Source organism: Clostridium sp. UBA5988 (assembly GCF_002435615.1).
Taxonomy (GTDB): Bacteria; Bacillota; Clostridia; order Clostridiales; family Clostridiaceae; genus Clostridium_J; species Clostridium_J sulfidigenes.
Window position 1 is genome coordinate 59,439 of record NZ_DJBA01000018.1, and the last position, 22,581, is coordinate 82,019.

The following is a 22,581-nucleotide window of genomic DNA, read 5'->3' on the forward strand; positions in this document are numbered from 1 at the left end:
AAAGTTATGACCTTTTCCACTTATTAGTGGGAAAGGTTTTTTATATAATTTAAATATAGGATATTCTAATTATATTTAAATTTCAGCTAAGAAATATAAATAAGATTTTTATAAAATACTTAATAATTTTTTAGCTTAAAAAGGGGTTGTTATAATGTTAATAAATATAGAAAACCTGACTAAAAATTTTGGTGATAATATTGCTGTAGATAACTTAACTCTCTCTATTGAAAAAGGTGAAATTCTTGGTCTTTTAGGTCCTAACGGTGCAGGTAAAACTACTACTATAAATATAATCACCTCCATACTAAAGCCTACTAAAGGTAATGTAGAAATCTTTGGAAAGTCTCTTTATAAGTATGGACCAGAAATAAAGGCTCGTATGGGTATTGTACCTCAATGCATATCTTTATACGAAAACCTTACAGTAGAAGAAAATATTAATTTTTTTGCAAAACTTTATGGATTAAGGGGAGCTTCTTTAAGAGAGGGTTTAAACTATGCTCTAGATTTTACCTCTTTAGAGGATCATAAAAAAACTAAGTGTAAAAATCTATCTGGTGGAATGCAGCGTCGATTAAATATTGGATGTGCCATAGCTCATAAACCTGAAATTATAATTATGGACGAACCTACCGTAGGAATAGATCCTCAATCAAGAAATCATATATTAAATATGGCAAAGGACCTTAATAAAGAAGGTTGTACTATTATTTATACTTCTCACTACATGGAAGAAGTTCAACAGCTGTGTAATAAAATTGTTATTATGGATAATGGAAAGCTAATAGCAAAGGGAACTAAGGATGATTTAATCTCTTTAATTTCTGATAACTCCACTTTAGAAATTGAAGGCTATGATATTAATGAATCTGTTTTAGAAAAGCTTTTAGAAATAAAGGGAGTAAAAAGCTATTTCTTAAATGAAAATAAAGTACAGATAACCTCCAGTAAAGATGTATCAAATTTAAGTTCTATTATTAATTTTTTTACTTCTAATAATATAGATATTAGAAATATGGGTTATAAAACCTTAGATTTAGAAGATGTATTCTTAACTTTAACTGGCAAAAAGCTTAGGGATTAGGAGGAAATTATGAAATTTTTAAATGTTGTTTATTATGATATATTAGACCTAGTTAGGGATAAGACCTCCATGTTATCCATGATAATTCTCCCTATATTATTTATGACTACCCTTGGAATAACTTTAAGTGGAGCCTTTTCTTCAAGTTATGAATTTAAACCTAAAACAGTGCTATATGTGAACAATCTTTCTACCACATCTGAGTATAGTGAAGAAAAACTTATATTAAATAACTTCTTAGAACTGGGGAAAAAAAATAATATAATCTTTAAAGAAATTTTCTCTTTAGAAGAAGGCAAGAAAGAAGTGCAAACTGCTAATTCAATATTCCTAGAACTTAAGGACAAAAATATTATAGTTTATAAAAATTCTAAGAATAAATATTCCACAAATATAGTTATAAGTATGCTAACCTCCATATCTAAAAAAGTCACTCTAAAAAGTATTACCAATGGTAATATTGAAACTTTAGACAAAGGCTTTACCACTGCCACTGAATTTAAGTCAAAAAAAGGATTTACCTCCTATGACTATTATGGAATCGTAGAAATAACCATGATGGTCCTTTATGGTTCGGGCTATGGGTTTTATACCATTTATAATAATAGAAGAAACAAAATAGAAGCTAGGTGCTTTCAAGGGAACCTTTCTAAAAATTCCTATATACTAACTAAAGTTACTTCAACTTTTATTGTAACAGTGATATCACTGATTCCTGCAATGCTTTATTCCATATTTGTTTTAAAAGCATATTGGGGTGAGGATTACTTCTCTGTTATAACACTCCTTTTATCTTTAAATTTCTTTGGTACTACTCTTGGGATTTTATTTGGATATATTTTTAAAGACGAAAAACATGGTTCCTTCTTTCTTAATACCTTAATTATACCTGTTATGACCTTTTTAGGTGGAGGATATATATATTTAGAAGATGGTAATAAGCTTCTTGATATAGTACGCTATATTTCACCTTTAACCTTAATAAATAAATCTATTCTTTCCATAGCTTTTTATGAGGACTATTCTAAGTTTTGTATAAGTATTCTCTACTCTGTAGCACTGGGGATTTTATTTTTAGCTTTTACTTTCTATATATCAAATAAAAAGGAGGCTTATTAATGAAGATTTTATTAGTTATGGCAGAAAAAAATCTAAGGCTTATATTTAAAGATAAGCTTTCTATAGTACAACTTTTTATTCCTATAATAATAATAATGATTAGTATAAATTTATTTAGCTTCAGCAATGGAACTGTAAAAATCGGAATTATAGATGAAGATTGCTCTGATTCATCAAAGCTTTTAATAAGTAGTTTAAGTAATAATTCTTCAATTAGTACAGTACCTCTTGAAAGCTCTACTGTTGAATCAACTATGATGGAAACATCTATTCCTGTCACCATTGAAATCCCTAAAGATTTTGAAGAAAGTATTATAAATGGAAGTCCTAAAAAGATTAACGTACTTTCTGAAAAAGACAGTTCTATGGGTGATGCTATTACCTCCATAGTAAATCTTCAAGTAGAAGATTTATATAACTTGGGCATTAATTCTAATAAAAGCAATGATGAATATGAAAATCTTTTATTAAAATATAGTGATGATCCAGTTAAAATAACCTCTAAAACCTTATCAGATTTAGAGAATGATTTTGAATTAACTCAAACTGCAATTGCCTTTGTAATTTTCTTTCTCATGATGAGGGCATCCTCTATATCTTATATAGTATTATCAGAAAGATGGAATAAAACTTACTATAGAATATTTACTACTCCAGTTACCTCCTTTCAATATATTGGAGGAAATATCTTAGCAAACTTTTCACTTTTAGCTTTTCAACTTTTAATTACCCTTATAACTCTAAATTATTTTGTAGATATATATACCGGAGTGAGCTTTATTCCTCTGTTTATTTTGTTATTAGGAATAGCCCTAGTTACTGTAGCCTTTGGTACTTTTTCCATAGCTTTATTTTTTAATTCTAAGGGATACGGTATGTTTTCTAACATTGTAATTACTATCACTACTATAGTATCAGGTGCTTTTACTTCCATTAATTTTTTACCTGAAAGTGTTAGATTTATAGCTCCCTTCACTCCTCAGTACTGGGTAATGAATGGGATAACTAAGCTTCAGATGGGCATGGGAATAGACTCTATTATTACTAATTTTGGAATATTATTACTCTTTTCCATTGCGCTATTTTTAGCTTCAGCCTATAAGCTTAAGTTCAAACTTCAATAAAAGTTTTATATGTAATGTAATTATTATAAATTCTGTATTAAAGACCATTATAATAAACCCTCACTAAGAAATTTAAATATTAGTGAGGGTTTATCTATGTATTCTTTCCTTTCAATGATATAATTAAGCAATAATATTTTTTTAATTTTACTTTGAAAGAAGGGATATAATGAGTATATTATCTTTAAAAAATGTTTCTTTTCAAGATGCTAATACAAAAGTTCTAAAGGACATTAATTTAGAAATCAATGAAGGAGATTTTATAACTATCACAGGTCCTTCTGGTGGTGGTAAATCAACCTTACTGAGAATTTTAGGGGACTTAATTTCACCAACCTCTGGTCATATATGCCTGAGAGATAAGGATTATTCTGAAATCCCCCCTCTTAAACTACGCAATGAAATAAATTATTTTTTCCAACAACCTTATTTGTTTGGTAATACTGTCTATGATAATCTTTCTTTTCCCTATGAAATTAGAAAGAAAAATATAGATGATAATAAAATATATACTCTTTTAGAAAAATTTAATATGGACAGGGAATACCTGAGTAAAGATATAAACAAATTATCTGGTGGCGAGAAACAAAGAATTTCCCTTATTCGCTCTCTTCTCCATCCAGGTCCTGTTCTCTTACTAGATGAGATTACTTCAGCGCTGGACAAAGAAAATAAACTTTTAGTTGAACATATTATGAAGGATATGAATAAGAAAGGTCATACAATCTTATGGATTACCCATGATATATCTCAAATAAAGGACTTAAGCAATAAAAAGATTATTATAGAAGATGGAACAATAATTTCTAAGGAGGGATTTTAATGAGTACTCTATCCCTTATAGTTTCTTCAGTATTAATTTGTATTCCTATTTTCATCTCCTATAAAGAAGATTTAGGACTAGGTAAAGATATACTTATTAGCATGGTTAGAGCCATAATACAATTAGTTATAGTAGGATATATACTTCAATTTGTATTTAGCTTAGAAAACCCAATATTCACTATTTTATTAGTTACACTAATGATTATCAACGCAGCACTTAACACCAAAAAGCGTAGTGAGAACATAAAAAGCCCTGTTAGAACATCCTTTATAGCTCTATTTTCAGGTGCTTTTATAACTCTTTCTATATTAGTACTTTCTGGTGCTATTAACTTTATTCCTAATGAAATAGTACCTGTAGCCGGTATGGTTGTCAGTAATTCTATGGTTGCTATAAATCTCAGTTACAAAAACCTTAATACTACCTTTAGTAGTAAGAGAAATGAAGTTGAAGTTAAACTTGCCCTTGGAGCTACAGCTAAGGTTGCATCTAAAGAGATTCTTAAAGATAGTATAAAACTCTCAATAATGCCTTCCATTGATTCTGCTAAAACCCTTGGCATTGTATCTCTTCCTGGGATGATGACTGGATTAATTTTAGCTGGATCATCTCCACTTATGGCAATAAAATTTCAAATAATGGTTACCTTTATGATATTATCTTCAACCTCCATTGCTACTCTAATAGCAACCTATATCTCCTATAAAAGCTTCTTTAATGAAAGATCTCAATTAAAAATATAGTATTAATATAAGGATTGTCTAAATAAATTAAATAGTTATTTAGGCAATCCCTTATTAAATTACTCTATTATGATAAAGGAAGAATCATTATTATAGTAAATCCATCTTCTCCATTAAAACTAATATTCCCTCCAAGGTCTATTACCCTCTCCTCCATTGCCTTAAGTCCAATGCTCTTTTTTATATTCAATACTCCATCACCATTATCTTTTATAGATACTCTTACAATCTTATTTAGCACTTCAATATTTAAAGAAACATTGTTACCCCTAGAGTGTTTTTTTATGTTTGTAATTCCCTCCATTAGGTTATTAATTATGCACTTCCAATGACTATAGGTAAGCTTGTCTATATTTCCACAGTGATTAAAGGTATATACATAACTATTATGACTAAAAGCATCATCCATTATAGATTTCACTCTATTTATACCTAATTGTTCCTCAGAAGGCTTAATTACTTTTAAAGTTTTTCTAATATCATCCATACCTTCCCTTAGAACTTGAATAGTTGTATTTATCATATTTTTAGCTTCATTTTTATCTTTATCTATTACTACCTTTGTGGCTTCTAGATGCATTAAACTAGAAGCAATAGTATGTCCAATTTTATCATGCATTTCCTTTGATAGCTTATTTCTTTCTTCCAACTTTGTGGTATATATTATCTGTTTTGAATAATTTTTTTCTTTTTCTACCTCTTTAGTATACTTGTCTATTTTCTCTCTTAACATTAAGTTTTCTTTCCATATTTTATCTATTTTACTTACTTTATTAATTAATATCTTTGCTACTATATAGTAAAATATTGCAAACAATAAACAATTCATAACTATATCTTTTGGTATCATGGTTGTAAATATGATACTCCCTATAAAAGAATAGCTAAGCTTTATATTCATTAGTATGCCTATGTCAAAAAAGGTAAATGGTATTAATATGAAAAATATACTGTTGTATTTTATACCTAGTCCATAAGAAATACAGAAAGACATGGCTGATAAGCATACCCTAATCTTAATATTTTCTAAATAATAAAAAGCTATGTTTATTATTATAAAACAGAGTATTCCTATAATTATAGAGCTTTGGAAGGAGCCATAAATTATATATATATAGATACTAAATATGAGCCCAAATAATTTTATATTAAGAAAATAATCATCCCTGTTATTAAGCATGCAATTTCCACCTTTGCTAAATATTATATCTTTATATTATCACAATAATAAGGTCCTTCACAAAATATATCACTAATCTGTGATAAAATATTGAGCATGTACTTTTATTATTAAAATACATGCTCAACATTTATTTTTATGAATTTATTTTATGAAAACTCTTTTTATTATTGACCTAAGTTAGATTCTGTGACTTCTATTTCTTCTCCCTCACATAGAGTTATGGTTGCATTTTCCTCAAGGGTATTTACCATACTTTCCTCCTTTTGTTTTTCATATTTTTCTTTTCCTCTAAAAAACATTAGAAATATTATCACTGGGATTTGAACAAATATAAGAGCTGCAAGTATTCCAAACACACCTGATAAATTTATATCCTTAAATCTTTTATAACTTAAAATGAATAACATTATATTTATAAAAACTATCAAGGTAATCTGAAAAGACATGGAAGCCGCTATTAGCAACCCATTATCAGTTTTTTCAAGTTTAAAAGTAATAAATGTTCCAATAATCTCTAAAATTATAAATCCTATAAAAAAAGCTAGTACATATATACTATATTTTTTTCTTCCTATTCCTTTGTTAAGTAAAAATAAGTCATCACTCATTTCATCACCTCATTAACAGTATTTTACAGTAACCTACTATAATTCTATACACATTTTCAAATATTATAACTAAAATCAATAAACCTCTGGAAATTATTTTAATAATCTCCAGAGGTTTATTTCAATACTACAACATATTTCTATATAAATATTACTTTTTACTTTTATATAAGTCTACATATTCATTATAAACTACAACTACTTTTTCTATATAGTTTACTGTTTCTTTAAATGGTATTGTATGAACTACTTCTCCATCCTTGGAATATCTAGGATCCTGAAGCCATTTGCATACATTCCCTATGCCACCATTATAAGCTGCTAGCATTTCATTTGTATATTTAAGTTGATTTTTTAAGTAATTTAGATACCAACACCCCATTTCTATATTCACATCTTCATTCTTCAACATTTCTATAGAGAAGTTTTCTATATTTAGTTGCCTGGCTATCCATTCTCCTGTACTTGGCATTATCTGCATTAATCCTACAGCTCCCATAGATGAAACAATATCCTTATCAAACCCACTTTCTGTTTTAATTATAGCTGCAACTAAATAAGGATCTAGTCCATAGATTTTACTGTATGCTTCAATTTCTTCACTATACGGTACTTGTATATGATTCTCTACTATATCTTTTTCATTACTATCTACTTCCTTAATCTTTTCATTTTCATGTAAATTCATAAAATATAAATTAATACATATCCCTGCTATAAATAAAATAGCCGTTATACTAATAAACTTAAGATTTAACTGCTTTTCTTCTAATATTTCCATTATACCTCCATTAACAATGTATAACTTTATTATTTAAATTAGAATTCATGTATTAATTAGTATTTCACCTTTACCATAAAATAAACAAAAAAGACTTTAAAATAAAAATTAATTTATTTTAAAGTCTTAATTTAACCGATGACTACCTTTATACTAAAGTTTAAATTGTTCCATAAACTCTTTCATATTTTCTGTAAGTCCAAGTAATTTTTCTGCTGCATTTGCAACTTCATCACTAGAAGCTGTAAGCTCTTCTGTAGATGCAGCTATTAGTTGTGTATTTCCTGAAACCTCAGAAGATATTTGGGTTGAGTTTTCTATATTTTCAGTAATAGAATTCTTTTCTTCTATAATTTCTTTAGAGCTAACTGCTACATCTTCTATTTTAGGTACCATATCTAAAACTAATGCTGCAATATTTTTAAATGACTCTATAGCATTATCTACACTAATTAATCCGTTATTTAATTCTCCATTTATATTATTGCTTTTAATTTCTATAGTTTCACTCTCTTTAATAGCATTATTTATTACATTATAAATATTTTGGGTAGATTCCTTGCTTTGCTCTGCTAACTTTCTAATTTCATCAGCTACTACTGAGAAACCTCTTCCAGCTTCTCCAGCTCTTGCAGCCTCTATAGCCGCATTTAATGCTAGAAGATTTGTTTGTTCAGATATACTATTAATAATTTCTGTTATTTCTGTTACAGTTTCCATACTAGATTTCATACTATATATAGAACTATTAAACTCTTTAAAGGAATTACTTAACTCATTCATGGCCATGGCTAACTTTTCCATATCTCCATTACTCTTATCAGCTTTGTTATTAATATTTTCTGCCATATCACTAATATTATATATGTCACTTATATTATTAGAAAGTTTATTATCGAATTCTTCTAGTTCTTTAGTTACATCTTCCAATTCCTCAGCCTGCCTTTGTGAGCTTGTAGCAGTTTCTTCTATACTCTCACTTATGCTTTGAGCTCCTGATACAAATTCTTCTGCTAAAGCAGCTAGAGATGAAGCCTCACTTTCAATAACCATGGAACTATCTTTAACATTTAGAATCATTCCACCTATAATTTCCTTACTTTTTTCTACAGCCATATATATATCTTTGATTTCATCATTTCTCATTTTGCCTATATTTGATTTAGTGAAATCACCCTTTGCCATATCTTCTACAATAGTACCTATTTTACCTAATCTTTTAGTCATAGATTTAGCTACAACGTAGCCAAATATAAGACCTAACACTATAAAAATAACACATACAATCATTACTTTACTCTGTAATTCTGGTATTTCTGCTAATAGATCACTTCCACTGACTTCAACACCTACAGACCAACTTGTTGATTCCATATATGCGAAACCAATATATTTTTCATCTGCACCTTCTCTATACTCACCTGCACCTCGTTCTCCCGATGTCATCTTTCCTACAATCTGTTTCATATTTTCAGAACCATTTTTATCTTTTACTGCATCTAATAGTTTAGTTCCTATAAGCAAGGAATCATTATGAGCTATTATATTTTCTTCCCTATTTATTAAATATGCATTTCCACTTTTACCTATGGATACATTTGCTAGTACTGCTGATAATTTACTAGCATCTATATAAGCTATTAAGACACCCTTTATATTCCCATTTTCTTTTATAGGGGTACTTATAGCTATTTCTAACATATTATCAGTGGTACCTAAATATGGTTCACTAACAAATGTAAGCCCACTTAATCCATTTATAAAATAGTCCTTATCACTAATATTAGTACTTTCTCCTGAAGTATCTACGTAATTACCTTCAGTATCTACTATAGCAATTTCTTTCAACTCCATTTTTTCAGATATATTCTCTAATTTTGTTAATTTTTCTTTTATATCTACTGTATCATCTATTAAAAAGTCATTTATAGCTATTTGACTTACCATAACTCCATAACTATCTGTCAATTGATTTATTTCTCCTGCCATAGATGCAGCTACATTTTCTAAGAGACTTTTTGATTTGTCAGTAATAATTTTCTTATTCATAAAAAGAGAAAAAGCAGATAGAAATGCTGCAACTAATACTATGATTACTGTAAAACTTAACATAAGTTGCATTCCTATTCCTCTAATCCTTTTCTGTTTTCCTTTTTTAGTATTTTTAATTTTCTTACTTTTTAGTTCATTCTTTGCCCTTTTCCTGACCTTCATATCTTCCCCACCTTACTATATACAAAAAAATTTACAGCTATATATACGCTCTGTACATAGATATACTCGAAACAAAAAATAACATCCTTTACTACACAATATGGTACTTTTACTATTTTCTAAAAATAAATAATATTTTTAATATAAATTTAAGATTTGTATGATAGAATTAAATAAAAAAACGTAATATTATCTAAAAATTTGTAATTAAAGGGTGATGAATTATGAAATTATTATTAGTTGAAGATGAAATACACCTTGCGGAAGCTCTAAAAAATGATTTTGCACAAAAAGAAGAAGAGATAAAAAAACTATCTCTTCTTCTTTATATTTTAAATATTTTAAAGTTATCTTATACTATAATCTTTAGTTAATTCGAGATTATAATAGATTTATTAATAAGTATGTTAAACATATTATTAATAAAACATTATACATCATTTTTATCTTGCTTCTTTAAAATTTTTAACTTCTGTTTTATACCCGGCAATAACTACTTTTCCCACATTTTCATTAATGTAGTATATATAGCCTATTAGAACTTAACTTACGTGTTCGGAATGGATACGGGTGTAGCCTCTAATAGTATACTCACCAGATTTAGATTATTATTATTATTTACTATTGTTATAGATAATAATCACTAAACCTTGAAGTTTCTTTTGGCTACTTATTTTATTATAAATTTTTATTTATACTATCTACAAAATTATGTATATCTTTACTTATGATAAATTTCATGGAATAAGATTTTTCTTTTCCAGCTATAAAAATTTTATGGCCAAGTTTTTCTTCATTAGCCTCTACATATTCAATATCTTTATATTCTATAATGTCATCATAAACTAGGAAAAATCTTTTACCACAAAATCTGATTTTTTCATTAGTGGTTACTAGTACCCCCGTCATTGTATTTTGTCTTCCTTTTACAGTACTTTCAAAAGCACCTTCCACATAATAATTTATAACTTCATCTTTATTAAGTCTCTCTTCAATTAGTTTTAACAATTTTTCTTGTCTAGTCATCTTACAATCCTCCTAAAATAATAGTCATCACTATATATATTAATATACAGTGATGACCATTTCTATATTCTATACTTGTTTATTTTAATATTTTATCTATAAATATTTGCATTAAATTATTACTAATACTATACTCTATTAGAACCATCCACCAAATGGGCATATGCAGAATAATAGTATCAAAATTATCCACCAATCATCTCCACTTGAGCATTGGTTATAGTTTGGATATTGATGGCATGGAGGACATGGCTTTGGACATGGTGGACATGGTGGACATGGAGGATATGGTTTTGGACATGGTGGACATGGTGGGCATGGTCTATGATGTGATGGCTTACAATCATGTCCCCATTTTCCGCCTTTGCCTCTGAAGGACTCTTGTTCAAAATCTACTCCATCTGGTTGTCCATATCTGAAATCTTGAGCAAACATTTCTGTTGAAAAGTCTTGTTCATTATTTTCATCATAATAGAAGAATTCATTATTATTTAACATATTATATTTCTCCCCACTTTTTAATCAATTTTATAATAGTTTCTAACAACTAAACATCTTATAGTAACCTATAGTACTATAAAATATTTCTGTTTAGATCTAGTATATTAAAGTTTATCTACATTAAGAATTAGCTTTAATAGCTGTTCCTAATAATATAATATGTAATCATAATAATTTTGTGATGTATATTTATAAAAAATATTAGAAATAATAAGTTACTACTTTTAGTAATATATCCAGTAGATGTATTCATGTAATATATTACTAAAATCTATATGAGCTTATTCTATACTTAAATGTTGGCTCTATAAGTTTATATCATACTTGTCAGAATTAGATATTGGCAAATTTAATTTGAGTCTTATAGATACAGCTCTGCATAATAATATTATTGTGAAGCATACCCAAAAAGTTATATCGTAATTCACTCCATAAAAGTTAAATAAGTAAAATACCAATGCTCCAAGTATTGATGCCACGGCATAAATCTCCCTTTTAAAGATCATTGGAGTATCCTGAACAAAGGTATCCCTTAAAATCCCACCTCCAACACCTGTAATTAATCCCATACAAACTACTAAAAATATATTGCTATGAACTTGCTTAAAAGCTAAATTTGCACCTAATATTGTAAATGTAGCAAGTCCAATTGAATCTAAAATTAATATTACTTTTTTTAAGATAGCTATTTGCTTTCTTCTATTAGCTATTTTAAGTATTTGTTCCTCACTCATATATTTGTTACCTTGAGATTCAGAAATAATTTCCTTTCTTTTAGATGTAGTGTACATTGTAGATAATTTGGGATATCCATAAAAAGCCATAATAGAAACAACTATACTTATAATAAAATAAGTAGGATTTATAAAAGCAGCTGGTGGTGTTTGTCCTAAGGTTATATCTCTAAATATTCCACCTCCTATAGCTGTAATAATTCCTAAAAATATAACTCCAAATAAGTCTAATTTCTTTTGCATTCCTACTAAAGCTCCAGAAATTGCAAATGCAATTGTTCCAACAACTTCAAAAATAATTAATAGCATAATTGTATTCTCCTCTCTATTTCTATGTAATGATATTCCAATTTAATATTTTGCAATATAAAAGGAGTAAAAAACATAATTAATAAATGCTTTTTACTCCCTGTCCTTTTATCTGAAAGATTCCCTATAAAGGTTGCTTCGTTGATGCTCTTTAATTATTAATGTAAAGAGTCTCTCCAGGGTTATGTCCTGTTATTGTATTCAACCTGAAAGTTTCAAGTTAATTAAAAGCTTGTAATTAACTCTTTCTCCTACGGTTACTTAGTCTTTTAAAATTAAGTATCTTCAATAACATTCATCCATACAATATTAAGTTTAATTTTCTTCCTTACTTAATTTATATCAATTTTATATATAAATCAAGACATTTTTTAATATTAAATACTAATTTGATTATCTATACGATTTCAAAATTTAAAAGCAATATATTCTATCTTTGTAATTTTCAACAGAGCTTTCCATACCTAGAACTCGTTGTCCTTTAGGATCAATGGTTATCCATGGAAGTATCTACTCTTTAATTTAACTCTGAAATATATTGGAGTAAAGACCTTGTAATCATCCTATAAAAAAAACACCTTATAAAATAAGGTGTTTTGGTGGCTCACCGGGGGATCGAACCCCGGACACCATGATTAAAAGTCATGTGCTCTACCGACTGAGCTAGTGAACCAAACTACCTGGCAATAACCTATCCTTCCACACAGCCTCCCGTGCAGTACTTTTGGCTCTTTGAAGCTTAACCGTCGTGTTCGGCATGGTTACGGGTGTTACCTTCAAGATATTCTTACCAGATAAGTACATAGACATTATAATTATCTTTGTACTTTCACAAACTAAATAAGTTTGTCTTTAATGAAGAATTTTTTAATTCCTCATTAGCATTGCGATAATACTACTAACTTAGTTGTTGATATACGGATATTGCTCATATAGAAAAAGTCTGCAATATCATCGCCCAGTTAAGAAAACAACTGTTTTCTTTATCATCGAATACTTTCAATGACTTTTATTATTTTACTCGATTATTTATTCCATGTCAATAATATTATCTATATTTTTATCCATTTTTCTGACTATATGTATTTTGCCATAGTTGAAATCACATGTAAAATGAATATATAAATAATCTATTTAATATACTTAATATATGAATTTTAAATTTCCAAGGAGTATTTTATGGAGGATATAAGCAAAATAGCTACTAGCATAGACAATTTAACAGCACTAATATCATCTAGCCTTGATAAAATAAATGAAAGTTCTTCAGAATCTGCTTCTGATCCCAGTACTTTACTTTCTCTTAAAAGTGAGTTGATTTCTTTAACTGAAATTACTACTAGCTTAAATGTACTAAGAACTCAACTTAACCTATTGACACTTAATGATTATGAAGCTTTATATGTAGCTAATTGTATATCGCCTTTGCTTCAAATATTAGTTCAACTTTCTAACACATCTTATCTAACTATGGGCACAACACAATTGTTAAATAATTCTACTACCACTAAGCGAAAAACTTCTAAATTAAAAAAATCTGAAAAAACAGCTTATAAAATTCTAGAGCAAATTAACTGTGTATATCCTGTATTGGAATCTAGAATATATAACTTTATTAATAACATATGCAATTGTGAGGATTAACAAAAACACATGGAGTTACTTTCAAATTCACCCCATGTGTTTTTATTTTATTTACTTTACTCTCCAAGAAGTTCCTTCTTTACTATCTAACACTTCTATATTCATATCTAATAACTGTGCTCTAATTTCATCTGATCTTTTATAGTTTTTTTCTTTTCTTGCAATATTTCTTTCTTCAATAAGATGATTTATTAGTTTCTCATCAACTTCAATAGCCTCTTTTTCAATAGTCATTAAATTAAGTGAGAAAACTTTATCAAAATCTTCAATTAAAAATGCTTTCTCTTTATTATTTAATTCACCATCTTTTATAACCTCATTAAGCACTGTAAATGCATTGGCTATATTTAAATCATCACTTATTTGAGTTTTAAACTTTTCTTGATATCCGCTAATAAGTTCTTTATTCATATTATAGGTTTCATCAATATAAGTTAATATAGTTCCTATTTTTTTCTTTAATGCCTTATAGCCATTTTGAGCATCTTTTAGACTTTCAAAACTAAATACCAGTTGTTTTCTATACTTAGATTGTAAGCAGAAATATCTATAATCTAAAGGACTAAATCCTTCTTCTTCAAGTTTTGATACTGTTAAAAAGTCTCCGCTTGATTTAGACATTTTGCCTCCATCTAATACTAAGAATTCTCCATGAACCCAATAATTTACCCATTTATGACCTAACGCTGCTTCTGACTGAGCAATTTCATTTGTATGGTGAACTGGTATATGGTCTATTCCACCACAGTGAATATCAATATTCTCACCTAAGTATTTAATGCTCATGGTTGAGCACTCTAAGTGCCATCCTGGAAATCCTCTACCCCAAGGAGAATCCCATTGCATTATTTGATTGGAAAATTTAGAATTTGTAAACCATAGTACAAAATCTAAAGGATTCTTCTTATTTGGATCTATTTCTATTCTACTACCAGCTTCTAACTCATCTATACTGAGATTTGCAAGCTTTGTATAATCTTCAAATTTATCTATTTCAAAATATACATTTCCATTTGATTCATATGTGTAACCACGCTTTTCAAGCTTTTGAACAAATTTGATCATATCCTCTATGTGTTCTGTTGCTCTACATACCACTGTTGGTCTTTTTACATTTAGCTTTTTACAATCTTCAAAAAAAGCATCTTCATAAAATTTTGCGATTTCCCATACTGTTTTATGCTCACGGCTTGCACCTAGAGCCATTTTATCTTCACCTTCATCTCCATCTGATTGAAGATGACCTACGTCTGTTACATTCATAACATGTTTAACTTTATAACCTACATATTCCAAGGATTTTTTTAATGCATCCTCAAATATATAAGTTCTTAAGTTTCCTATATGGGCATAATTGTATACAGTAGGACCACAAGTATACATTCCAACTTTATTTTTATTGGCAGGAATAAATTCTTCTTTATTTCTAGTCATGGTGTTGTATAAATAAAAACTCATCTCATGTCTCCTTTACATATTTCTTATAACTAATGTTTTAATAATAATTACTGTTCTGTAACTTATAAATTATCTATATAATATATGCTTGATTATATTTATACTTTACATAACATTAAACTGTTTTTATTCTAAGTTTTATTAGTATAAAATATAAAAAGCTACAGAACCAACTGTAGCTTAAATAACAATTAAAATTTATATCAATTATTAATTACATTATTATAGCTCAGTAGTATCTTGTTAAATTATACATATGTTACAACAGCAACAACAACATCTACACATAATAATGCTCTCCTTTAAAATAATTTATATTTAAATTTTATCATATAATAATAATTTTACAAGTTATATGTATAAATAACCCTACAATTTATTTAAAATTTCTCAACAACTAAAACCTTTACAAGTTTTAAAGAGGATTTTATATTATTCTAAAGAATAACTATATATTATGTAACTATATTATAATAGGTGGTGATTATATGTCTATAGATATATACGTTAATGGAAAGGTTATATCCTTGGATAACAATAAGGTTTATGAAGCCTTTGCTGTGAGAGATGGAAAGTTTCTAGCAGTAGGATGTAATAAAGATTTACTGTCATTATTTTCTAAAGAAGATTACAAAGTTACAGATTTAAAAGGCAATACTGTAGTTCCAGGTTTTAATGATGCTCATATGCATCTACTTAATTATGGGTTTCAAAAGACTGCAGTAAGGCTAAATAACTTATCCTCCATAGATGAAATGATTAGTGTTGTGAAGTCTTATATTAATAAAAATAGTATTCCAAAGGATGCATACATAATTTCTAGAGGTTGGAATGATAACTACTTTAAAGAACAACGACTTCCTAATAGATATGATTTGGATAAAATCTCCTGTGATCATCCAATTATATTTTCTAGAATATGTGGTCACATAGGGGTAATTAACTCAAAAGCTATTGAACTCTTAGGTATAGATAAAATGAAAGAAAATCCTACTGGTGGCGCTATAGACAGAGAAAATGGAGTTCCTACAGGAATTCTTCGTGAAAATGCTTTAAATATTGCACTTAGTAAGGTTCCTCCCACTTCTGTAGAAGAGATAAAATCTTCTCTCCGTAGCACCTTTGATGACTTAATTAAATGTGGCATAACCTCTGTTCAAACTGAAGACTTAACTCACTGTAGAAGTTTACCTAATTTAATTCAAAGTTATAGAGAGTTAGAAGAAGAAGGCAACCTCCCTGTAAGAATAACTCTTCAGCTATGCCTTAACACTGATGAATTATTAGATGAAGCTAATAGTTTTGGTTTGAAGTCGAAGGTAGGTAGTGATTTTCTTAAGGTTGGAGGTCTTAAGCTTTTTCAAGATGGCTCTTTAGGTGCTCGTACTGCAGCTATGATAGACAACTATGAGGATACTCCTGATAATGGTATTAGTATTTATTCTCAAGAGGATTTAGATAGTTTTGTTACTAAGGGTTTTAAACAAGGCTTTCAAATTATTATCCATGGTATTGGAGATAGAGCTTGTGAAATGATATTAAACTCCTATGAAAAAATTTCTAAAGATACTGAGGATAATCTTAGACCTGTTATAGTTCACTGTCAATTTACTAATGAGGATTTATTAAATAGATTCAAGGAGCTCAATGTAATAGCTAATGTACAACCAGCTTTTATTATGAGCGATTATCCTATAGTTGAAAAAGCAGTAGGCAAAGCTAGAACTAAAAGTAGTTATGCCTTTAATTCTATGATACAGAAAGGCATTCCTGTAGCCTTTAGCTCTGATGCTCCTATTGAAAGTTTTAATATAATCCAAGGAATCCATGGAGCTGTAAATAGAACAGATTTAAATAATAAACCTGTAGGTGGCTTTAATATTGATGAAGGTGTTACCCCTTTAGATGCTTTAAAAGCTTATACTACAGGACCTAGTTACATGTCCTTTGATGAAGATATAAAAGGCAAAATTAAAATAAATTATCTAGCTGATTTTGTAGTTTTATCTCAAAATATAACTGCTGTACCTAAAAATAAAATTAAAGAAACGAAAATTTTAGAAACCTATGTTAATGGAATAAAGGTTTTATAGCATATTTATAAAAAAATAAAGAAAAGGATGTAAGTATTCAATTATACATGCATCCTTTTCTTTATCTAATTCAATTATATTTTTATTTATTATTAGGATTATTTTTAACTCTATTAGGTTTTGCCTTTGGCTTTATTACTATATCATTTTTCTTACTCTTAGGTTTATTGTAAGCAGCCTTGGCAATTTTATTTTGAGTCTTAGACATGAAGCCACACAAATCCCAAAACCATAGAAATAATATAACGAATATACCTGGTATTACATAATTTGTTACTAACACTGGTAATGTTGTAAATACTAGTGGTGGTACTACAAACACAATAAAAGCCATTATAAGTACTAACCATTTGTTTATTTTTATTTTGTCAAATACAAATTTCTTTAGTAAAGCATATATACCTAATACTATAATTGAAAATAATAAAATACTTCCTAAAAATATTAATACATTTTTCATAAAATTCCTTCTTTCAAATATATTGTAACTAAATAGTATTATATAATATATATCTATAAAAATGTACTTACTATAACAGATTTTTCATATGTTCACAAAATATTAATAATAGGATTTTTTATGACTTTTGTTTAAAATTAAAACTAATGGTAATACTATCAACTGTAATCTATTTAAAAGGAGATGTTTTTATGAAAGTATTAGACTCAATTGCACTAATTTTAGTTATTGTTGGTGCGGTAAACTGGGGCCTAATAGGATTATTCCAATTTGACTTAGTTGCAATTTTATTTGCAGGTTCTAGTGCCTTCGGTGCTATAAGCACATTTAGTAGAATTGTTTATGCCATAGTAGGGTTAGCAGGTCTTTATGCTATATCATTCTTTGCTAAGAGTAAATATACTGATGTGGAATAATTTCTAAAGCCGCAATAGCGGCTTTTTTATTTTATAATTTTATAGGATTTATTTTGTTTTTAATTTATAATAGTTTAGATAGGTTCGTAATAGCATAATATAATTTAAATAAATTTTTAACTTATATAAAAATGCTCTATGCTTAAATATCCTATGAAAAATTTAGCTGAGGTGTTATAAAATGATAAAATATATTTCTTATAATGTTAAAAAATGTAGTATAGATGAATTATTAAAGTATTATACTCCTGAGATAGTAAATAAATACTGCGAAAGCTGTAATAAATTTAATAAAGTATGGTCTTGTCCTCCACTCTCCTTCAATGATTTAGAATATGTTTCTAAGTACAAATATTGTTATGTAATTAGTGGTAAAACCTATATAGACCAAATTCCAAAGGAAGAGCTAGATAATATTGTTACCTACTCTCTAAGTAAATATAGTGATATAAGTAATAGCACTGATGAATTTACTAATACTTTTAATGGTCCTTATTATAGTTTTAGGGAATTTAATGATAATAAAATACTCTCCTTAGAATCTTATTATAATGACAGTATTGCACTTTTTTCTGGAAGATGCTTAATTTGCAACAACTGCTCTCGTAGTAATAACATGCCTTGTATATTCCCAAGGAAATTAAGATATTCATTAGAAGGCCTTGGTTTTGATGTATGTAGAATAGTGGAAAATATTATTAATGATAAAATTCAATGGAGTAGTAACTCAACACCAAAATATGTAACCTGCGTTTCTGGATTGCTTTCAAATTTAGATATTTCTGAAGAAAAAATTTTGCAAATATTACATAGTAATTAAAACTTAATATTCTATTTCTAGTATTTAAACTTACCTCTTTGATAATAATAACATTAATAAATAAAAGTATGAAAGAGGTGTTTTTTCTTTGTTCAAATGTGTAAAGAAAGAAAATCATTACTGTAATTTAGTAAATGGTCAATGGATGACAACTGAAAATACTATAGATATTTTTTCACCTAGCGATAATTCATTAATAGGTACTATACCTCAAATGAGTCAAGACGATGTGGATAAAATAATAAGGTTTGCTAAAGAAAGTCAAAATTCCTGGAGTGATGTGCCTGTAAGTAAACGTTCTGAAATCTTACATAAAGCAGCAACTTTGCTTGAAGAAAATTGTGATGAATTATCTAAGGTTCTTATGATGGAAATAGGCAAAGATATTAATTCCTCTATTTCTGAAGTAAAGCGTACTGCAGATTTTATAAGATTTACTGCAGATGCTGGTAAAAATCTAGAAGGAGAAACAATAGCTGCTGATACTTTTCCAGGATTTAAAAAAAATAAGATGAGTCTAGTTCAAAGAGTACCTATAGGCTTAGTCCTTGCTATATCACCTTTTAACTATCCAATTAACCTATCAGCTTCCAAGATTGCTCCTGCCTTAGTTGGTGGTAACAGTGTTATTCTTAAACCTCCAACACAGGGTGCTGTAAGTGCTCTTCACCTTATTAGGATATTTCAAGAAGCAGGTGTTCCTGATGGAGTAATAAATTCTGTTACTGGTAAATCTTCTGAAATAGGTGACTATTTGGTTACTAATGACAATATAAACTTTATCAACTTTACAGGTTCTACAGAAGTAGGTAAACATATAGCTAAAATTGCTGGTATGGTACCTATGATTATGGAACTAGGTGGAAAGGATGCAGCCATTGTACTAAAAGATGCTGATTTAGATGATACAGCTAGAGAAATTGTTTCAGGTGCATATAGTTATTCTGGCCAAAGATGTACAGCTATTAAACGTGTATTAGTTACAGAAGATGTTGCCGATGAATTATCCTCTAAAATCTTGGAACAAGTAAAAAAACTTACCATCGGTACTCCTGAATCTGGAGCTAAAATCACTCCTTTAATTGATAAAAAATCTGCTGATTTTGTTGAAGAGCTTATTCAAGATGCCTTAGGTAAAGGTGCAAAATTGCTATATGGTAATAAGCGAGAGGGTAACTTACTACACCCAACTCTTTTTGATATGGTAACTAGTGATATGCGTATTGCATGGGAAGAACCTTTTGGTCCTGTATTACCTATAATTAGAGTAAAGGATAAAGATGAAGCAATTGAAATTGCTAATAAGTCTCAATATGGACTTCAATCTAGTGTATTTACAAGAAATATTAATGATGCCTTCTATGTAGCTAACAAATTAGAGGTGGGGGCCGTTCAAATAAATAATAAATCTGAAAGAGGACCAGATCACTTCCCATTCTCCGGTGTTAAAGCTTCAGGTATGGGTACTCAAGGTATAAAATATAGTATTGAAGCTATGACTAGACTTAAATCCATAGTATTAACCATAGACTAAATTTAGCTTAATAGAAAAGCTCCAAAGAAATTTTCTTTGAAGCTTTTTATTTATATATTTTATACATTTTCATCTTGTGGTCTTGCTATTATCTCTCTACATATCTCAGATAAATTAGCTTTTTCCTCTTTACTCAATTCCTCCATATAAATTGGTTTATGGAAAATAATTTGAGCTCTTAAATCTTCTGGCTCTCCCTCTAACCCCTTATAGGTTCCATTTACCGTAATTGGTATCACTGGTACATTAGCCTTAACTGCAAGTTTTAGGCTTCCCTTTTTAAAATCACCTAGACCCTTGTCTCTATTCCTTGTACCTTCTGGAAATATAAGCATAGATCTTCCACCTTTTATAATTTCTATAGCTTGAAGGATTGCCTTTAAACCTTCCCGTCCATTTTCTCTATCTAAAAATACACATCCTAATTCCTTCATCCAATAGGATATAACCGGTACTTTTTTCATTTCAATTTTGGCCACAGCTCCTGCAGTATCTTTTATATTCATCATTATTACAGGTATATCTAGCATACTTTGGTGATTTGAAACATAAACACATGTTTGATTTAATAAGTTTTCACTACCTACAACATGAACTTTTAATTCAGAATATTTAATTGTAGCAGCAGCCCAGTCCTTCTCTAAATTATATAAGTATTCTTCCCTTTTTTCTTCTGTTAATTTATTTTTACATATTGAATATGTAATTCTTTTAATGGCAATTTCAAGCATTTTAAAAGAAAATTTTATTCCAAATCTTAATTTTCTCAACTAATTCACGTCCTTTTTTAATGTTTACATTTAATTATATCAATAATATGTATTCTGGTGAAGTATATATTGAAATTTTGTCAATACTTTATATATTACATGTACTACTTAAGGAGGGCTCATGAAAAATTTTTTTAAAAGCAATAGAACTCTATTTATATTATCTATAATATTTTTTGTCTTCTTTTTCTTACTAGGTTATACTAGCAAAAATAGTATTAATACTAAGTTGAAAGATTCAGAAACTAGGATACATTTTATAAATGTTGGCCAAGGAGATTCTATTCTTATTGAGAATAATAATTTTAATATTTTAATAGATAGTGGACCAAATAGCGCTAAAGACACTTCAATTTCTTATCTTAAAAAATATAAAATTAAGAAATTAGATTACCTTATTGCATCTCATCCTCACGAAGATCATATTGGTTCTATGGATGATATAGTTAATAAATTTTATATAGAAGAGTTTATTATGCCTAAAGTTTTAACCACAGATAAGAATTTTTCTAACTTAGTAAACGCACTGAAAAGTAAAGACCTTACAATTAAAACTATTAATGACAACATTAAAATTCAACTTTCAGAGGATAATTATATAGATTTTCTATGGACTGGTAATATATCCGATGATAATTTAAACAATCACTCTATAGTAATAAAATATATAAATAAAAATACCTCATTTTTGTTTACTGGAGATATGGAAGAAGAAGTTGAAAATATTTTATTATCTAGTAAAAAGTCTTTAGAATCTACTGTATTAAAAGTAGCACACCATGGAAGTAAGACCTCATCTTCCAAAGGATTTTTATCTAAAATAAACCCTAGAATAGCTGTAATAAGTTGTGGCATGGGAAATGATTTTGGTCATCCTAATAAAAACACTTTAAAAGCACTGGAAAATCTAAATTCTAAAATACTTAGGACTGATATAAATGGCAATATTATAATAAAAACAAATAGTGATAAATTAATGATATATACTGAATTTGAAGGTAACTAATATTAAAAGTATGCAACATAGCTAATATTTAATTAATAGCTATGTTGCATACTTTTAAAATATATTGTCAAAAAATAAAAAAAGCCTTACTTTGTAAGACTAAAAATGGCTCCGCGAAGAGGATT

At 28.3% G+C, this 22,581-nt stretch carries 22 protein-coding genes, 1 tRNA gene, 2 rRNA genes and 1 riboswitch; of the genes, 12 read left to right on the forward strand and 13 right to left on the reverse strand.

Annotated features, from left to right (window positions below; translation table 11 throughout):
* Positions 1-154: 154 nt before the first annotated feature.
* The 5 genes from B3J31_RS03510 to B3J31_RS03530 all read left to right on the forward strand — a co-directional run bounded on the left by B3J31_RS03510 (position 155) and on the right by B3J31_RS03530 (position 4,899).
* Entirely contained in the window at positions 155-1,087 is a 933-nt protein-coding gene (locus tag B3J31_RS03510) for an ABC transporter ATP-binding protein (protein WP_346866603.1), read from the forward strand.
* Between the two features lie 9 nt (positions 1,088-1,096).
* Complete coding sequence (locus B3J31_RS03515) at positions 1,097-2,206, forward strand: ABC transporter permease (protein WP_150845664.1); 1,110 nt, start codon at positions 1,097-1,099, stop codon at positions 2,204-2,206.
* Positions 2,206-3,330, forward strand: a complete 1,125-nt coding sequence (locus B3J31_RS03520) for an ABC transporter permease (protein WP_150845665.1) — start codon at positions 2,206-2,208, stop codon at positions 3,328-3,330. Before B3J31_RS03515 ends, B3J31_RS03520 begins: the two co-directional genes overlap by 1 nt.
* Before the next feature lie 169 nt (positions 3,331-3,499).
* Positions 3,500-4,153, forward strand: coding sequence for an ATP-binding cassette domain-containing protein (locus B3J31_RS03525; protein ID WP_150845666.1), 654 nt, complete (start codon positions 3,500-3,502; stop codon positions 4,151-4,153).
* The gene (locus tag B3J31_RS03530; protein ID WP_150845667.1) at positions 4,153-4,899 is read left to right on the forward strand and encodes an ABC transporter permease; all 747 of its coding nucleotides are present in this window, start codon (positions 4,153-4,155) and stop codon (positions 4,897-4,899) included. Before B3J31_RS03525 ends, B3J31_RS03530 begins: the two co-directional genes overlap by 1 nt.
* A 67-nt stretch (positions 4,900-4,966) precedes the next feature.
* On the opposite strand, the gene B3J31_RS03535 is transcribed toward B3J31_RS03530, so the two are convergent.
* From B3J31_RS03535 to B3J31_RS03550, 4 genes are all read right to left on the reverse strand, one after another.
* Positions 4,967-6,079: a sensor histidine kinase gene (locus B3J31_RS03535; protein ID WP_346873600.1), complete on the reverse strand. Its 1,113-nt coding sequence runs from the start codon at positions 6,077-6,079 to the stop codon at positions 4,967-4,969.
* Between the two features lie 167 nt (positions 6,080-6,246).
* Positions 6,247-6,690 carry a DUF805 domain-containing protein gene (locus B3J31_RS03540; RefSeq protein WP_346866601.1) on the reverse strand — a complete coding sequence of 148 codons (444 nt, stop codon included), beginning with the start codon at positions 6,688-6,690 and terminating at the stop codon, positions 6,247-6,249.
* 151 nt (positions 6,691-6,841) lie between these two features.
* The gene (locus tag B3J31_RS03545) at positions 6,842-7,471 is read right to left on the reverse strand and encodes a transglycosylase SLT domain-containing protein (RefSeq protein ID WP_150845670.1); all 630 of its coding nucleotides are present in this window, start codon (positions 7,469-7,471) and stop codon (positions 6,842-6,844) included.
* 153 nt (positions 7,472-7,624) lie between these two features.
* On the reverse strand, positions 7,625-9,685 hold the full coding sequence (locus tag B3J31_RS03550; RefSeq protein ID WP_346866600.1) for a methyl-accepting chemotaxis protein: 2,061 nt from the start codon (positions 9,683-9,685) through the stop codon (positions 7,625-7,627).
* Between the two features lie 224 nt (positions 9,686-9,909).
* On the opposite strand from B3J31_RS03550, the gene B3J31_RS03555 reads away from it, so the two are divergent.
* Positions 9,910-10,059, forward strand: coding sequence for a hypothetical protein (locus tag B3J31_RS03555; protein ID WP_346866599.1), 150 nt, complete (start codon positions 9,910-9,912; stop codon positions 10,057-10,059).
* Positions 10,060-10,166: 107 nt separating this feature from the next.
* On the opposite strand, the gene rrf (B3J31_RS03560) is transcribed toward B3J31_RS03555, so the two are convergent.
* From rrf (B3J31_RS03560) to rrf (B3J31_RS03585), 6 genes are all read right to left on the reverse strand, one after another.
* Positions 10,167-10,284 (reverse strand): 5S ribosomal RNA (gene rrf, locus B3J31_RS03560).
* A 79-nt stretch (positions 10,285-10,363) separates the two neighbouring features.
* The gene (locus B3J31_RS03565) at positions 10,364-10,711 is read right to left on the reverse strand and encodes a PH domain-containing protein (protein ID WP_150845672.1); all 348 of its coding nucleotides are present in this window, start codon (positions 10,709-10,711) and stop codon (positions 10,364-10,366) included.
* Positions 10,712-10,849: 138 nt separating this feature from the next.
* Positions 10,850-11,209, reverse strand: a complete 360-nt coding sequence (locus tag B3J31_RS03570) for a hypothetical protein (RefSeq protein WP_150845673.1) — start codon at positions 11,207-11,209, stop codon at positions 10,850-10,852.
* A 308-nt stretch (positions 11,210-11,517) separates the two neighbouring features.
* Entirely contained in the window at positions 11,518-12,255 is a 738-nt protein-coding gene (locus B3J31_RS03575; RefSeq protein ID WP_346866598.1) for a trimeric intracellular cation channel family protein, read from the reverse strand.
* Positions 12,256-12,345: 90 nt separating this feature from the next.
* Positions 12,346-12,445: riboswitch (glycine riboswitch) on the reverse strand.
* 407 nt (positions 12,446-12,852) lie between these two features.
* Positions 12,853-12,928, reverse strand: a tRNA-Lys gene (locus B3J31_RS03580).
* A gap of 5 nt (positions 12,929-12,933) precedes the next feature.
* Positions 12,934-13,050 (reverse strand): 5S ribosomal RNA (gene rrf / locus B3J31_RS03585).
* A gap of 384 nt (positions 13,051-13,434) precedes the next feature.
* On the opposite strand from rrf (B3J31_RS03585), the gene B3J31_RS03590 reads away from it, so the two are divergent.
* Positions 13,435-13,899 carry a hypothetical protein gene (locus tag B3J31_RS03590; RefSeq protein ID WP_346866597.1) on the forward strand — a complete coding sequence of 155 codons (465 nt, stop codon included), beginning with the start codon at positions 13,435-13,437 and terminating at the stop codon, positions 13,897-13,899.
* Positions 13,900-13,950: 51 nt separating this feature from the next.
* Here the strand turns inward: B3J31_RS03590 and cysS are convergent, their stop codons facing one another.
* On the reverse strand, positions 13,951-15,357 hold the full coding sequence (gene cysS, locus B3J31_RS03595; protein WP_346866596.1) for a cysteine--tRNA ligase: 1,407 nt from the start codon (positions 15,355-15,357) through the stop codon (positions 13,951-13,953).
* 488 nt (positions 15,358-15,845) lie between these two features.
* Between cysS and B3J31_RS03600 the strand changes: the two genes are divergently transcribed.
* Positions 15,846-17,450, forward strand: a complete 1,605-nt coding sequence (locus tag B3J31_RS03600; RefSeq protein WP_346866595.1) for an amidohydrolase — start codon at positions 15,846-15,848, stop codon at positions 17,448-17,450.
* An 82-nt stretch (positions 17,451-17,532) separates the two neighbouring features.
* On the opposite strand, the gene B3J31_RS03605 is transcribed toward B3J31_RS03600, so the two are convergent.
* Positions 17,533-17,910, reverse strand: coding sequence for a hypothetical protein (locus B3J31_RS03605; RefSeq protein WP_150845678.1), 378 nt, complete (start codon positions 17,908-17,910; stop codon positions 17,533-17,535).
* A gap of 191 nt (positions 17,911-18,101) precedes the next feature.
* On the opposite strand from B3J31_RS03605, the gene B3J31_RS03610 reads away from it, so the two are divergent.
* From B3J31_RS03610 to B3J31_RS03620, 3 genes are all read left to right on the forward strand, one after another.
* Positions 18,102-18,326: a DUF378 domain-containing protein gene (locus tag B3J31_RS03610; RefSeq protein WP_035134290.1), complete on the forward strand. Its 225-nt coding sequence runs from the start codon at positions 18,102-18,104 to the stop codon at positions 18,324-18,326.
* 181 nt (positions 18,327-18,507) lie between these two features.
* Complete coding sequence (locus tag B3J31_RS03615; protein ID WP_346866594.1) at positions 18,508-19,146, forward strand: DUF2284 domain-containing protein; 639 nt, start codon at positions 18,508-18,510, stop codon at positions 19,144-19,146.
* A gap of 88 nt (positions 19,147-19,234) precedes the next feature.
* Entirely contained in the window at positions 19,235-20,680 is a 1,446-nt protein-coding gene (locus tag B3J31_RS03620; RefSeq protein WP_167403120.1) for an aldehyde dehydrogenase family protein, read from the forward strand.
* Positions 20,681-20,739: 59 nt separating this feature from the next.
* Here the strand turns inward: B3J31_RS03620 and B3J31_RS03625 are convergent, their stop codons facing one another.
* Positions 20,740-21,450: a 1-acylglycerol-3-phosphate O-acyltransferase gene (locus B3J31_RS03625; RefSeq protein WP_150845680.1), complete on the reverse strand. Its 711-nt coding sequence runs from the start codon at positions 21,448-21,450 to the stop codon at positions 20,740-20,742.
* Positions 21,451-21,571: 121 nt separating this feature from the next.
* Here B3J31_RS03625 and B3J31_RS03630 point away from each other — a divergent pair, with 121 nt between their 5' ends.
* Positions 21,572-22,456 carry a ComEC/Rec2 family competence protein gene (locus B3J31_RS03630; RefSeq protein WP_346873601.1) on the forward strand — a complete coding sequence of 295 codons (885 nt, stop codon included), beginning with the start codon at positions 21,572-21,574 and terminating at the stop codon, positions 22,454-22,456.
* The last annotated feature ends 125 nt before the right edge of the window (positions 22,457-22,581 follow it).

What these genes read in the sequence shown, in the direction of transcription:
- cysS (WP_346866596.1), bottom strand. Translation starts at nt 15,357, where the DNA reads ATGAGTTTTTATTTATACAACACCATGACTAGAAATAAAGAAGAATTT.
- B3J31_RS03630 (WP_346873601.1), top strand. Translation starts at nt 21,572, where the DNA reads ATGAAAAATTTTTTTAAAAGCAATAGAACTCTATTTATATTATCTATA.
- B3J31_RS03540 (WP_346866601.1), bottom strand. Translation starts at nt 6,690, where the DNA reads ATGAGTGATGACTTATTTTTACTTAACAAAGGAATAGGAAGAAAAAAA.
- B3J31_RS03550 (WP_346866600.1), bottom strand. Translation starts at nt 9,685, where the DNA reads ATGAAGGTCAGGAAAAGGGCAAAGAATGAACTAAAAAGTAAGAAAATT.
- B3J31_RS03555 (WP_346866599.1), top strand. Translation starts at nt 9,910, where the DNA reads ATGAAATTATTATTAGTTGAAGATGAAATACACCTTGCGGAAGCTCTA.
- B3J31_RS03565 (WP_150845672.1), bottom strand. Translation starts at nt 10,711, where the DNA reads ATGACTAGACAAGAAAAATTGTTAAAACTAATTGAAGAGAGACTTAAT.
- B3J31_RS03575 (WP_346866598.1), bottom strand. Translation starts at nt 12,255, where the DNA reads ATGCTATTAATTATTTTTGAAGTTGTTGGAACAATTGCATTTGCAATT.
- B3J31_RS03530 (WP_150845667.1), top strand. Translation starts at nt 4,153, where the DNA reads ATGAGTACTCTATCCCTTATAGTTTCTTCAGTATTAATTTGTATTCCT.
- B3J31_RS03535 (WP_346873600.1), bottom strand. Translation starts at nt 6,079, where the DNA reads ATGCTTAATAACAGGGATGATTATTTTCTTAATATAAAATTATTTGGG.
- B3J31_RS03510 (WP_346866603.1), top strand. Translation starts at nt 155, where the DNA reads ATGTTAATAAATATAGAAAACCTGACTAAAAATTTTGGTGATAATATT.
- B3J31_RS03610 (WP_035134290.1), top strand. Translation starts at nt 18,102, where the DNA reads ATGAAAGTATTAGACTCAATTGCACTAATTTTAGTTATTGTTGGTGCG.
- B3J31_RS03545 (WP_150845670.1), bottom strand. Translation starts at nt 7,471, where the DNA reads ATGGAAATATTAGAAGAAAAGCAGTTAAATCTTAAGTTTATTAGTATA.
- B3J31_RS03515 (WP_150845664.1), top strand. Translation starts at nt 1,097, where the DNA reads ATGAAATTTTTAAATGTTGTTTATTATGATATATTAGACCTAGTTAGG.
- B3J31_RS03590 (WP_346866597.1), top strand. Translation starts at nt 13,435, where the DNA reads ATGGAGGATATAAGCAAAATAGCTACTAGCATAGACAATTTAACAGCA.
- B3J31_RS03520 (WP_150845665.1), top strand. Translation starts at nt 2,206, where the DNA reads ATGAAGATTTTATTAGTTATGGCAGAAAAAAATCTAAGGCTTATATTT.
- B3J31_RS03525 (WP_150845666.1), top strand. Translation starts at nt 3,500, where the DNA reads ATGAGTATATTATCTTTAAAAAATGTTTCTTTTCAAGATGCTAATACA.
- B3J31_RS03570 (WP_150845673.1), bottom strand. Translation starts at nt 11,209, where the DNA reads ATGTTAAATAATAATGAATTCTTCTATTATGATGAAAATAATGAACAA.
- B3J31_RS03615 (WP_346866594.1), top strand. Translation starts at nt 18,508, where the DNA reads ATGATAAAATATATTTCTTATAATGTTAAAAAATGTAGTATAGATGAA.
- B3J31_RS03600 (WP_346866595.1), top strand. Translation starts at nt 15,846, where the DNA reads ATGTCTATAGATATATACGTTAATGGAAAGGTTATATCCTTGGATAAC.
- B3J31_RS03605 (WP_150845678.1), bottom strand. Translation starts at nt 17,910, where the DNA reads ATGAAAAATGTATTAATATTTTTAGGAAGTATTTTATTATTTTCAATT.